Raw genomic sequence first — 12,278 nt, 5'->3', positions numbered from 1 at the left:
AATTCTTCGGGAAAAGTGTTGGGAACGGCGGGGCTCCGTCCTCTCACCGGTATAGGGCAACCGCTCGATACCCAGGAGGCTCGCCATGACCGTCACCACGACCGCGCCGCACACCGTGCACGCCCCGCGCCCCGCGCATCCCGGTGCGCCCGCTCGACCGCTCGTGACCCGGCAGTACCGCATCGCAGTGCGCGTGCATTCGCTGGACCCGATCTCCGAGGCCGGGATCCTGGTGCAGCTGCGCCAGCGGCCCGAGCTGCGCATCGCGGAGAGCGGCGAGGCGGCGTCCGTCATCGTCGCCATCGTGGACGCCCTGGACGAAGCGGCGACCCGCTGGCTGACCGCGCTGCACCGCGCGGACGGGGATCCGGTCGTGCTCGTGATCGGGCAGCTCGACCCGCGCGCGACCGCCGCGATCGCCGGGTCCGGCGTGTGCGGCGTGCTGCGCCGGGCCGAGGCCACACCGGAGCGGCTGGTGCGGGTGGTGCGCGCGGCCGCGCAGGGCCACGGCGACATGCCGCCGGAGCTGGTGCGGCATCTGCTCGACCAGGTCAGCCTGCTGAGTCGCACGACCCTTGAGCCGCGCGGCCTGTCCTTCGCCGGGCTGACCGAGCGGGAGCGGGACGTGCTCAAGCTGATCGCCGACGGGCTTTCCACGCGCGAGGTGGCGATGAAGCTCTCGTACTCGGAGCGCACGATCAAGGCCGTGCTACAGGCGCTCACCATCCGGTTGAACCTGCGCAACCGGACCCAGGCCGTCGCGTACGCGGTGCGCAATGGCTGGATCTAGTGTCGCCGCGCGAACAGGCTTTCCGGTGCCGAACCGGGTTCCGCGTTTTGTTCCGCGCCGACCATTCACCCTCTACGGTGGGCGCATGCTGGATCGGGACCTCGTCGCCGCGATCGTGGCGGGCGACCCGGCGGGACTCGCTGCCGCCTACGATCGATACGCCTCGGCGCTGTACGCGTACTGCCGTTCGATGCTGCGCGACCCCGAGGACGCGGCCGACGCCCTGCAGGACACCTTCGTCGTCGCGGCGCAGAAGCTTGACGCGCTGCGCGACCCGGACCGGTTGCGGCCGTGGCTGTACGCGGTGGCCCGCAACGAGTGCCTGCGCCGGGCGCGCACCCGGCGCGGCACCGTGGAGCTGGACCAGGCGGCCGAGGTGAGCGACGACGCGGTCGACGTCGAGGCCGGCCTGCGCGAGGCCGATGTACGCGGTCTGATCTGGGCGGCGTTCCAGGGGCTCAACCCGGGCGAGCGCGAGGTGTTCGAGCTCAGCATCCGGCACGAGCTGGAAGGCGCGGATCTGGCCGCCGCGCTCGGTGTCCCGGCCAATCACGCGCACGCGCTGCTGTCCCGCGCGCGCGGGCAGTTGGAGAAGTCCCTCGGCGCGCTGCTGGTCGCCCGCACCGGCCGATCCGACTGCGCGCAACTCGCCGCCCTCCTCGACGGCTGGGACGGCGAACTGACCGCCCTGCTGCGCAAGCGGATCAACCGGCACATCGAGCAGTGCTCGGTGTGCGGCGAACGCAAGCGGCGCGAACTGCGCCCGGAGGCGCTGCTCGGCGCGATGCCGCTGCTGCTGCTGCCGCCCGGCCTGCGGGCGAACGTCATGCGGCTGGTCGGCGACACCACGCGCTTCGGCGGCGGGCCCGGCCGCGGCCAGGGCGCCGCGAACGGCCCGGTCCCCGGCGCCGCGAGCGCCGACCTGGCCGAGTACTGCGCACAGGTCGCCAGGCGGGCCGCACCGTTCGACCGGGCCGGGTTCCCGGTCCCGCTGGACCGCCGGCGCAGACCGCTGGCCGCCGCACGCCGCAAGACACTCGCCGCCGCCGCGATTCTTCTCATCCTGCTGCTCGGCATCGGCGGTTACACCGCACTGCGCTACATGTCTCCGAGCAACACCGCGGCGGCGATCGCGGCGCCGACGGCCTCGGCCGAGGTGATCGTCGACCTCAGCTCCGCGGGCACGATCGAGGTCCCGGCGAGCCCGCCGTCCCCGAGCGCGAGCCCGAGCCCGAGCGCCTCCGCATCCCCGAGCGCACCGGCGAGCCCGACGATCGTGGCGGTCAGGACCTCGGCCACGCCGTCCCGCTCGCCGAGCCGGTCGCCCTCGCCGACACCGAGCCCTCCCCCGCCGCCGGGCGTCCTCGTCGCGGATCCCACGTTCGTCGTCGCGTACTACGGGACGGGCACGTTCAGCCTGACCGCCAGCGGGGGCACGGTCGACGGCTTCGTGATCATCGCGCCTCCGGCCGATCCGAACGGCTACCGCCCGAGCGCGTCCCCGACCGCGGGAGGCCCGATCAAGTCCGGCCAGTCCCCCATCACCGTCACCGTGAGCGTCAACTTGGCCGTGGAGGCTGTCTTCACGGTCGAGCCTTAAGGCACCCAGTCCCCGATCCTGGTGACCGTCTCGCCGACCTATCCCATCCAGTGATCAAGCCGTCACCCGGACCGCACCGTGGGCCGTCTCGCGGCCGACCCGACCGCAGGCTTACGATGCCCCGCGTGCCTTCACTCATGGGGATGACCAAGCGGGTGCTGGTCGGCCAGCCCGTCCGCAGCGAAATGCTCGGCGAGGCGACGCTGCCGAAGAAGATCGCGCTGCCCGTCTTCGCCTCCGACGCCCTGTCCTCCGTGGCCTACGCCACCGAGGAGATCCTGCTGGTGCTGTCGGCCGGCGGCCTGGCTCTGTTCCACTTCACCTGGTACATCGCGGGAGCGGTGGGCCTGCTGATGCTGGTCGTGGTCGCGTCCTACCGCCAGAACGTGCACGCGTATCCGTCCGGCGGTGGGGACTACGAGGTCGCCACCACGAACCTCGGTCCTCGCGTCGGCCTGACCGTCGCCAGCGCCCTGATGGTGGACTACACGCTCACCGTCGCGGTATCCGTCTCGTCGGGCGTCGCGAACCTCGCTTCGGCCATTCCGTCGCTCAATTCACACGTCGTCGTGCTCTCCGTCGCCGTCATCGCGGTCATCACGCTGATGAACCTGCGCGGGGTGCGCGAATCGGGCACCGCTTTCGCGATCCCGACCTACTGCTTCATCGGCGCGATCGCGATCATGATCTCCTGGGGCGCGGTCCGGATCGCCACGGGCCACCACCTGGTGGCCGAGAGCGCGAACTACCGGATCCACGCCGCGGGCAACTACAGCGGCCTGGCGCTCGCCTTCCTGTTGCTGCGCGCCTTCGCCTCCGGCTGCACGGCGCTGACCGGCGTGGAGGCGATCAGCAACGGGGTCCCCGCGTTCAAGGCGCCCAAGAGCAAGAACGCCGCGACGACGCTGGCGCTGCTCGGCGGGATCGCGGTGAGCATGTTCGCCGGGGTCACCGCCCTGGCGCTGGCCGGGCACGTGCACGCCGCGGACGCCGCCGACCTGATCGGCGTGCCGTCGGGCCAGACGCCGCGCACGGTGATCGCACAGGTCGCCAGGTCGGTGTTCGGCGGAAGCTCACCGCTGTTCTACGTCCTCCAGTTCGTCACCGCTCTGATCCTGGTGCTGGCCGCGAATACGGCTTTCAACGGCTTTCCGGTACTCGCCTCGATCCTCTCCCGCGACGGCTATCTGCCGCGGCAACTGCACACGCGCGGCGACCGGCTCGCCTTCTCCAACGGCATCCTGCTGCTCTCGGGCTTCGCGATCACACTGGTCGTGGTGTTCAAGGCGTCCCCGACACGACTGATCCAGCTTTACATCGTCGGGGTGTTCGTCTCGTTCGTGTGCAGTCAGACCGGCATGATCCGGCACTGGAACCGGTTGCTGGCCGGCGAGAGCGACCGGGGCAGGCGCAATCACATGCTGCGCTCCCGCACCATCAACGCGATCGGCGCCGGATTCACCGCGACGGTGCTGGTGATCGTGCTGGCGACGAAGTTCATGAAGGGCGCCTGGATCGTGGTGGTCGCCATGCCGCTGATCTGGCTGGTGATGCGCGGCATCCAGCGGCACTACGAGTCGGTCGCGGTGGAGTTGACCCCGCCCGAGGACTTCAAGGTCACCATGCCGAGCAACAACCACGCGATCGTGCTGGTCTCGAAGCTGCACCTGCCGACGCTGCGCGCCATCGGCTACGCGCGGGCCACCCGGCCCAGCCGGCTCGAAGCGGTGACCGTGGACCTGGAAAGCGCCGACACCGAAGCGCTGCGGCGGGACTGGGAGCATCGGGCCATCCCGATCCCGTTGACCGTCATCGCCTCGCCATACCGCGAGATCACCCGTCCGATCGTGGAATACGTCAAGCGCCTGCGCACCGAGAACCCGAACGACATCGTGACCGTCTTCATCCCCGAGTACATCCTCGGCCACTGGTGGGAACAACTCCTGCACAACCAGTCAGCGCTGCGTCTCAAGAGCCGGCTGCTCTTCCAGCGCCGCGTCGTGGTGGCTAGCGTTCCTTATCAGCTGCGCTCCGCAGTCGGCGGTCAGGGCGACACGAAGTCGTCGAGCGCGGGGGCGGCGGCGCAGGCACAGACGGAGAATCAGCCGCCGAAGGCGGCCACGAACCGCAAGTGACCCGGACGGGTCCGGCAAGTCCACGTCCGGTACGGCCGTTCCAGGAAGGAGCTCACGACGATGCGAGCGCCCGACGGCGCCGACGCGACCGCGTCCGCCGCACGCCGCGACGAGACCCGGGCCCGGGGTGAGGAGCCACAGGCCGCGCGGCCGGCGCGGGCGCCCGGCTCTGCTCTGCGCCGGCTCTTCTCGCGTCTGGCCGCGGATCCGCACGAGCTGCAGGCCGACGAGCTCCAGGCCGAGATCCAGGCCGCCGAGGCCGTCCCGATCGGCCAGTGCCGCGACCGCGAACAGGTCTGCCTGGTCGGGACGCTGCGCACGGTCACCTTCCGGCCGCACGCCGGCGTCCCCGCGCTGGAAGCCGAGCTGTGGGACGGCACCGGCACGGTCGACGTCATCTGGCTGGGCCGGCGCAACATCCCCGGCGTCAGCCCGGGCCGCAGCATCAAGCTTCGGGGCCGGGTCACGACGCTGCGCGGTCACCGCGCGATCTACAACCCGATCTACGAACTGCGGGCCACGGTGTCCGACTGAACGCCGCGAAGTCGCGCCGCAGAACGACCCGAGAGCGGAAGAAGGCTGGTTTCCCGTCTTCTTCCGCTCTTTCCGGGTGAACGCCGTCTCTTCCGGGTGAACGCCGTGGGCGGACCTCGCCGCGGCCCCGTGGCGGGCTGAAAGAACCGCGGCCGATCCGCTCCGCCGGCACGCGCCGTCCACTTTCGTGAACCCGCGCCGGCGCGCGTAACCTGGCGGCAACGCGGTCGAACCGTCGTTCGGCCGGCGGGCGGCTTGCCCGTCCGGGCCGGCGCGGCGCCGCCCGGCGGATATAGTGCGACGAGGACACCGCGGCAGAACCGGGCGCTGCGGCGCTTGCTCGATTCACCACCGGGTCGCCGTTCGGCCCACCGCGGTTCGGCTGGAGGTCTGTCTTGGCAGTGGTGCCCGATCCGCGGCTGGCGCGCCTGCTGGCTGCAATGCGGGCGGTGCGCGACGGCGACCTGGACGCCCGCGCCGTGGTCGGCGGGGACGACGAACTGGCCGAGCTGGGAGACCTGTTCAACCAGCTCGCCGAGCACAACCGGGCGCTGGCCCGCCAGGCCACCGAGAACTCGGGGCCCGTGGCGCTCGAACGGCTGAGCGAGATGATCGGGTCCGCCGGGGCCGCGACGGCGCCCGCGGACACCGCCGCGACGGCGGCCCAGCACGAGCGGGCCCGCCTCGTGCAGACCCGGCCCGACCCGGACGCCGCGGCCCGCCAGGTGGCCCTGGCCGCGCGGGCCCGCGCCGAGTTCATGGCCAACATCTCCCACGAACTGCGCACGCCGCTGAGCAGTCTGCTGATCCTCGCCCGGCTGCTGACCTCGAACAGCGAGGGCAACCTCAGCCCGCGCCAGGTCGACTACGCCCGCACCATCCACGACGCGGCCCAGGACCTGCTCCAGCTGATCAACGATCTGCTCGACCTGTCCGACGTGGAGACCGGCAACGCGACCGTGCGCACGGAGCGCGTCTCCCCCGCCCTGCTCGTGCGCCAAGCCGAGAAGGCGTTCCGGCCGACGGTCGCGGACAAGGGCCTGGACCTGGCCGTGCACGTGGCTCACGACCTGCCCGAGCACATCGAGTCCGACACCCGCCGCCTCCAGCAGATCCTGCGCAACCTGCTGTCCAACGCCGTGAAGTTCACCGAGCACGGAACGGTGACCGTCGAGGTCACGCGCGACCCCTTCGACTCCGGGCAGGTGCGCTTCGCGGTCCACGACACCGGCATCGGTATCGATCCGGACCGGCACGAGGCGATCTTCGAGGCGTTCCACCACGGCGTCGGCGTCTCCTCGCGCCACCACGCCGGCTCCGGGCTCGGCCTGTCGATCAGCCGCGACCTGGCCCGGCTGCTCGGCGGCGATCTGCGCGTGAGCAGCGCCCCCGGCCAGGGCAGCACCTTCACCCTGACCGTGCCGATCGCCTCCGGCCCGGCCGGCCGCGCGGCGAGCGAGCATGCGCAGCCCACCGCCTCCGCCGAAGCCGCGGCGGCCGAACCCGGCGCCGAACCGGCCGGGACCGGGCGGGCGAGCGCCGTGGTCCTGGTCGCCGAGCCGCGCGCCGCGCGCGCGATGCAGCACGCCGCCCGCACCGCGATCGACGGGCTCTCGGGCCTGCGCGGTCGGGTCGAACCGCTCGTGATGGCGCAGATCGTCCCGGCCGAGGTCGAAAGCATGCTGCTGGGCCGCGACGTCGCCGCGGTCCTGGTCAACCTGAGCACTCCGCCCGAGCAGGTCCGGGCGCTGCTGAGCGCCGTCTCCCTGTACGCGCCGACCACTCCGGTCCTGGCCTACGAGGCGGGGGCCGGCGGCGGCACGGCGGCGCGGCTCGCCTCGTTCGGCCGCGTCCCGGGGCTCGAAGTGGTCGGTTCGCGCGCCCAGGCCGTCGAGCGGCTCACCGTCCACCTGCTCACCGCGCTGCCCGTCGCGCCGGCCGCGGATCTCTCGCCGACCGTCGAGCAACCGCAGTCCACCGCCCGGTTCCACGGCGAGAAGGTACTGATCGTGGACGACGACGTGCGTAACGTCTTCGCCATGGCCAGCGTCCTGGAACTGCACGGCCTGAGCATCGTGCACGCTGACAACGGCCGCCAGGGCATCGACACACTGGTACAGCACCCTGATATCAAGCTCGTGCTGATGGATCTGATGATGCCCGGCATGGACGGGTACGCCGCGATCGAGTTCATCCGCAGCCTCGACCGGTACGCGCAGTTGCCGATCGTCGCCGTCTCCGCGAAGGCCGCGGCAGGGGACCGCGAACGCAGCCTGGCCGCCGGGGCCGACGAACACGTGGCCAAACCCGTCGAGGTGGAGGTGCTGCTCGGCGTCGTCGGCTCGATGCTGAGCCGCTGAGCCGGCTCGTCGAGGCCGTTTTCCGGGTGGGTCAGGGGCGCACTGTCCGTCAGGGGCGCACTGTCAGTTGAACCGGACGGCCAGGATGCAGGTGTCGTCGTCCGTATCGGACTCGATCCGCTGCAGGATCCGGTCCACGTACGCCTCCAGGTCCGGTTCCGCGGACGATGCCTCCGCCAGAAGCCGCGCCGTGTTCTCCTCGGGGCTGTGCCGGCGCCGTTCGATCAGCCCGTCCGTGTACAGCAGCAGCACGTCCCCGGGCTCCAGGGACAGGCTCGTCTCGTCGTACCGGCTGTTCGGGTCTACCCCCAGCATCGTGCCCGCGGGCCGCTCGATGGTCGCCGCCCGGCCGCTGCGCACCAGGACCGGGCTGGGATGTCCGGCGTTGGCCACGCACAGCTGCCTTCGCTCCGGGTCGTAGAGCGCGGCGCACGCGCTGGCCAGCGTGAACGTGGGAAGTGAGCAGGTCACGCCGTTGAGCCAGCGCAACAGCTGCCCGCTGTCCGAGCCGGTGAGCGCCAGGCCGTGCAGCGCGTGGAAGAGCTGAGCCATGGCCGTCGCGGCCGCGAAACCGTGCCCCGCGATGTCGCCCACCGTCAGCAGCAGCCGGGAGTCCGGCAGCGGCAACACGCCGTACCAGTCGCCGCCGAGCCCCGCGGCCGGACTGGCCGGCCGGTAGCGCGCCGCGATCTCCAGGCCGGCGGAGTGCGGCACTCTGAGCGGTTCCACCGGCATGATCACCTGCTGCAGCAGCGTGGCCAACTGCCGCTCGGACTCGGCCCTGCTGCGCTGTGCGGCCAGTTGGATGTGCGCGATCTCCAGCGCGGTCTGCGCCCGGCGCTGCTCGGTGACGTCCTGCACGGTGCCGAATACGGAGGTGACCGCGCCGCCGTGGCCGGTGATCGGCTCACCGGCGACACGGATGTGGCGCACCGCGCCGTCCGGGCGCACCACCCGGAACTCACCCTGCGCCGGCCGGCCGCCGCGCATCAGCGTGCGCATGAGGCGGTCGTGCTCCAACTGGTCGTCGGGATGCACCGCGTAGGGCGGCCGGTCCTCCGGCACCGGCCCGGGCGCGATACGGGAACCGAAGGCCATCAACGCTTCCGAGGACCAGTGCACGACGCGGCTCGCCGCGTCCCACTCCCAGGATCCCGTCTCCGCCATCCGGCGCAGCCGGGCGGCCACCGCCCCCTCGTCGCCGCGCTGAGCGGCCGCCGGGCGCAGCGCGACATAAAGCAGCGATTCCGCCAACCGGGTGGCGCTGATCGCGATGCTGCGGCGGCGCCCGTTTCCATCCAGCTCCGTGTACGTGTGGTCCGGATCGCGGTACGTGGTCCCGGTGGCCAGCACCTCGCGGATCGCGTCGAACGCACCGGAGGTGGCGATCCACGGCAGCTGCTCGGTCAGCCGGCGGCCGATCGGGTCCGGGGCCGCGACGCCGCCGGAGATCAGTTCCCGGGCCGCGGCGTTGAGCGCGACGACGCGAAGGTTGCTGAAAGGCAGCGGGCGCACGTCGCCGTCCTGCGCGGGTTCCTCACCCTCGCCGCGTTCGCCCTCGACCAGCAGCGCGGGCTCCCAGGTGGCGTCGATCAACTCACGCAAACCGTCCAAACCGACCGCGTCACGTTCCTCGCTCGGCGCGCACCCCGCTTGCAGGCGACGGGCGCGCACGACGGCCTGAGCGGCCGACTCGATCAGCGCGACCAGCTCGCGGCGCACTTCGGGGGTGAAGGTGGTGCCGGCCGGCCAGCCGACCTCGACCGCGCCGATCAGGCCTCGGCCGATGCGCAGCGGGACGGCGACGTGCAGCGGGTTGGACGCACCGCCGCCGGCGCCGACCGGGCCGAGCACGAACGAACGGCCCGCGTCCTGCTTGACCGCTCCCGCGTCCGCCCACACCGCGTCCTGTTCGCGCAGGCACGCGGTCAGCAAGCAGTTCACCTGCGGCGGAATGCGACGCCACTGGCTGACCACGCGCGGCGGCAGCCCGCCGGAACCGATCAGCTCGAGGGCGCCGTCCGGTTCGAGCAGCGCGATCGCCGCCTGCGCCGGTCCGGACCAGGCGAGCGTGTCGCCCAGCAGCAGGCGGGCCAGCTCGTCGCTGTCCGCGCTGCGCTGAAGGCGCACCACCCCGGGGCCGTAGACGGGAACGGCCTCGCCCATCGGCACCCGCGCGCGAACCCTGGTCTGCTGGCCGACCAGCTCGGCGGCCACCTCCAGCAGGTCGCGCCCCGAGCGCCGCTCGATCTCCAGCAGTTGGTCGAAGGCGTCCTTCGGGTCGCACTCCAGCCGGGCGGCCAGCACCCCGATCGCCTGGTCGATCAGCCCGTGTTCCAGGAACCTGGACTGAAGCGCGGCCTCCGCTCGCCGCTGCTCCTCGATGACCCGCCTGAGTACGTCGACGGCCGTCTCGGGAGGCGTGCTCGCGGAGGGCGCGGCGCTCGGCGCGTCGCCCGTTTGAGCCATCTCGCCTTCCCCTTCCAGGGCTGATGCTGGTCCCGACGTGTTGCATTATGCAGGACCACCACTGCTTGCAGCGTCTGGGTACATCAAGGCTGGGTACATCAAGGAACGGCGGGGTCTCGACGGCAGAAGGCAGGCAAGTCGACGGCGAGCCCCCGGTGTGGCCGCTTCAGAGTACGCGCGGACGGGGTGCCGCGCGGGCGCTGTTTCTGAGCCGGGCACGGCAAGACGTGGGCGAGGGCTCATCCTGGCCGGTTGAGCCCTTGGCCACGACGCGGCCAGGCGAACTTGTCATCGACCGCGCGGCGCGGCGCCCCTCTGCGTGCGCACCCTTACTCGAAGCCCGCGCGCAGCTCGTCCAGGATCCGGGTGAGCAGGCGGGAGACCTGCATCTGCGAGACGTTCAGCTCCTCGCCGATCTGGGACTGGGTCATGTTGCGGAAGAAGCGCATCATCAGTATCCGCTTGTCCCGCTCGCCCAGCTTGGCCAGCAGCGGCTTGAGCACCTCCCGGTTGACCACCGCGTCGAAGCGCGGATCCTCGCCGCCGACGAACTCGGCCAGGCTCGCGCCCTCGGAGGAGTCCACCCGCACCGGCCGGTCGAGGGAGGCCGTGGTGTAGGCCGAGGCGGCGTCCATCGCCTCGACCACCTCCTCGGGGGTCGCCTTCACCCGGTCGGCCAGTTCCGCGATGCTCGGCGAGCGGCCCAGTTCCTGGGTGAGCGCCTCGGTGGCCTTGCGCAGGGCGCTGGAGAGCTCCTGCATCCGCCGCGGCACGTGCACGTCCCAGGTGGCGTCGCGGAAGTACCGCTTGATCTCGCCCATGATCATCGGAGTGGCGTAGCCGAGGAACCCGGTGCCGTGCTCCGGGTCGAAATTGTCCACGGCCTTGACCAGGCCGAGGTACGCCACCTGCACGAAGTCCTCGACCACCTCGCCGTGTCCGCCGTAGCGGGACGCGATCCTGCGGGCGTAGGCCATGTGGTCCTCGATGACCTCGGCGCGCAACCGTTCGCGCTCCGGGTCGCCGGGCGGCAGCTTGCGCATCCGCTGGAATATGCGCATCGTCTCGGCGCGTCGCTCAGCGTGCGGAGAAACCGGCGCGGCCGCCTGCATCGCCGCGTCCGGGCTGTCGATGCCGACCTGCTCCACGGCCTCGTCCCGCGGTTCTTCCTGCTGCGCCTGTACCGTTTCGGCTCCGCTCATCAGCTGTCCTGCACGCTCAGGTGCTTCACCAGGGTAAGTCGGGCCACGCCGCTCTCGCCCTTCCAGGTCAGCTCGTCGACCAGCGCGCTGAGCATGATCCAGCCGATGTCTTCCACGTCAGGCTGCGCCGCCGCCGGCGCCGGGGCGCTCACGGTCACCGACAGCGCGCCGGGCAGTTCCTCGAAGCGGCATTCGAGCAGCTCGCCCGCGGAGCCGAAGCCCGGGGAGAGCAGGAACAGGCCGCAGGCCTCGTCCACGGCCAGGCGCAGGTCCGTCAGTTCCGCGACCGACAGCCCCAGCCTGGCCGCGATGTGGCCGGCCACCGAGCGGACCAGCACAACCTGCTCCCGGTCGGCCGGGATCGACAGCACCACGGTGCGCGGCTTCGGCAGCCGCTCGGTCCCGCCAGGGTTGTCCTCGTACATCGCTGCGCTTCCCTCCGAGTCGCCGGCAGTTCGAGTGAGTGGTGCTAGGAGTCCCTGAGTCCGGTTCCCAGAGTCTCCGGGGCCGAGAAGTGTACGGCCCGGGCTCAGCCCGCGAGCGCGGCGTCCACGGTCTGCCGGGTCTGCAGGTGGTCCTTGGTGCCGGCCAGGTCGAGCACGCGCTGGACCGCCTGCTGCGGGGCGACCAGGCGGAAGGTCGCGCCCCCGGAGGTGGCCCGGTTCCCGGCCTGTAGCAGCACCCTGAGCCCGCTGGAGTCGAGGAACGTGACCTCGGTCCCGTCGAGCACCACCAGGGTCTGCGGCTCCAGCAGCGGCTCCAGCTGTGTCCACAGGCGGTCGGCCGTGGCCATGTCCAGTTCGCCGCGCACGGTCACGACATATCTGTCGTCACCCGAGTCCGCGACACTGACGGCAAAGCGGTCCATCGGTGCAGTCCCCTTGCATTCCTGTTCGTCGGCGATGGGCCCCGGTCGGCCACCGTACTGCCCATCGGTCACCGCCTGGGTGTGTCCGGTCGCGGGCACGCGTCTCACCCCGACTCTGTCGAGCGTCGCGCCCTATTAACCGCTCGCGGCGCGGCCAAACACGGCCCGGTCCGCGAGTTTGGGCGCGCGCAGAACGGAGATTGAGGCGGGCGGAAATCCCGGCCAGTCCGCACTCCTGGGAAGGAGCACGCCATGTCCCCGGTCCAAGCTCCCGGGCAGACCCGTCCCCCCACGGCGACCCGGGCTGCCCGGCCGCGCAA

General features: G+C 71.7%; 9 protein-coding genes. 5 read left to right on the top strand and 4 right to left on the bottom strand.

Annotation, left to right across the window (positions count from 1 at the left end; all coding sequences use genetic code 11):
* The first annotated feature begins 85 nt into the window (after nt 1-85).
* The 5 genes from KGA66_RS18620 to KGA66_RS18600 all read left to right on the top strand — a co-directional run bounded on the left by KGA66_RS18620 (nt 86) and on the right by KGA66_RS18600 (nt 7,419).
* The gene (locus KGA66_RS18620) at nt 86-790 is read left to right on the top strand and encodes a helix-turn-helix transcriptional regulator (protein ID WP_211469435.1); all 705 of its coding nucleotides are present in this window, start codon (nt 86-88) and stop codon (nt 788-790) included.
* An 85-nt stretch (nt 791-875) separates the two neighbouring features.
* Nucleotides 876-2,390, top strand: coding sequence for an RNA polymerase sigma factor (locus tag KGA66_RS18615; protein ID WP_211469434.1), 1,515 nt, complete (start codon nt 876-878; stop codon nt 2,388-2,390).
* Between the two features lie 116 nt (nt 2,391-2,506).
* Nucleotides 2,507-4,525, top strand: a complete 2,019-nt coding sequence (locus KGA66_RS18610; protein WP_312886972.1) for an APC family permease — start codon at nt 2,507-2,509, stop codon at nt 4,523-4,525.
* A 60-nt stretch (nt 4,526-4,585) separates the two neighbouring features.
* Nucleotides 4,586-5,059: an OB-fold nucleic acid binding domain-containing protein gene (locus KGA66_RS18605; RefSeq protein ID WP_246508074.1), complete on the top strand. Its 474-nt coding sequence runs from the start codon at nt 4,586-4,588 to the stop codon at nt 5,057-5,059.
* A gap of 401 nt (nt 5,060-5,460) precedes the next feature.
* Nucleotides 5,461-7,419 (top strand): ATP-binding protein, encoded by a 1,959-nt coding sequence (locus tag KGA66_RS18600; RefSeq protein ID WP_312886975.1) that lies wholly within the window; start codon nt 5,461-5,463, stop codon nt 7,417-7,419.
* Between the two features lie 63 nt (nt 7,420-7,482).
* Here the strand turns inward: KGA66_RS18600 and KGA66_RS18595 are convergent, their stop codons facing one another.
* The 4 genes from KGA66_RS18595 to KGA66_RS18580 all read right to left on the bottom strand — a co-directional run bounded on the left by KGA66_RS18595 (nt 7,483) and on the right by KGA66_RS18580 (nt 11,958).
* A complete protein-coding gene (locus KGA66_RS18595) occupies nt 7,483-9,888 on the bottom strand; it encodes a SpoIIE family protein phosphatase (RefSeq protein ID WP_211469432.1) in 2,406 nt (801 codons plus the stop codon).
* 329 nt (nt 9,889-10,217) lie between these two features.
* Nucleotides 10,218-11,090, bottom strand: coding sequence for a SigB/SigF/SigG family RNA polymerase sigma factor (locus tag KGA66_RS18590; RefSeq protein ID WP_211469431.1), 873 nt, complete (start codon nt 11,088-11,090; stop codon nt 10,218-10,220).
* A complete protein-coding gene (locus KGA66_RS18585) occupies nt 11,090-11,515 on the bottom strand; it encodes an ATP-binding protein (RefSeq protein WP_211469430.1) in 426 nt (141 codons plus the stop codon). The genes KGA66_RS18590 and KGA66_RS18585 overlap by 1 nt, the downstream gene beginning before the upstream one ends.
* Nucleotides 11,516-11,619: 104 nt before the next feature.
* Nucleotides 11,620-11,958, bottom strand: coding sequence for an STAS domain-containing protein (locus tag KGA66_RS18580; RefSeq protein ID WP_211469429.1), 339 nt, complete (start codon nt 11,956-11,958; stop codon nt 11,620-11,622).
* Between the last annotated feature and the right edge of the window lie 320 nt (nt 11,959-12,278).

The sequence above is a fragment of the Actinocrinis puniceicyclus genome, assembly GCF_018283645.1.
Taxonomy (GTDB): Bacteria; Actinomycetota; Actinomycetes; order Streptomycetales; family Catenulisporaceae; genus Actinocrinis; species Actinocrinis puniceicyclus.
This window is presented reverse-complemented; position numbering and strand designations above follow the sequence as displayed.

Excerpts from the sequence above, each read along its gene's own strand:
- KGA66_RS18615 (WP_211469434.1), top strand. The coding sequence starts at position 876 with ATGCTGGATCGGGACCTCGTCGCCGCGATCGTGGCGGGCGACCCGGCG.
- KGA66_RS18580 (WP_211469429.1), bottom strand. The coding sequence starts at position 11,958 with ATGGACCGCTTTGCCGTCAGTGTCGCGGACTCGGGTGACGACAGATAT.
- KGA66_RS18595 (WP_211469432.1), bottom strand. The coding sequence starts at position 9,888 with ATGGCTCAAACGGGCGACGCGCCGAGCGCCGCGCCCTCCGCGAGCACG.
- KGA66_RS18610 (WP_312886972.1), top strand. The coding sequence starts at position 2,507 with ATGCCCCGCGTGCCTTCACTCATGGGGATGACCAAGCGGGTGCTGGTC.
- KGA66_RS18590 (WP_211469431.1), bottom strand. The coding sequence starts at position 11,090 with ATGAGCGGAGCCGAAACGGTACAGGCGCAGCAGGAAGAACCGCGGGAC.
- KGA66_RS18620 (WP_211469435.1), top strand. The coding sequence starts at position 86 with ATGACCGTCACCACGACCGCGCCGCACACCGTGCACGCCCCGCGCCCC.
- KGA66_RS18585 (WP_211469430.1), bottom strand. The coding sequence starts at position 11,515 with ATGTACGAGGACAACCCTGGCGGGACCGAGCGGCTGCCGAAGCCGCGC.
- KGA66_RS18605 (WP_246508074.1), top strand. The coding sequence starts at position 4,586 with ATGCGAGCGCCCGACGGCGCCGACGCGACCGCGTCCGCCGCACGCCGC.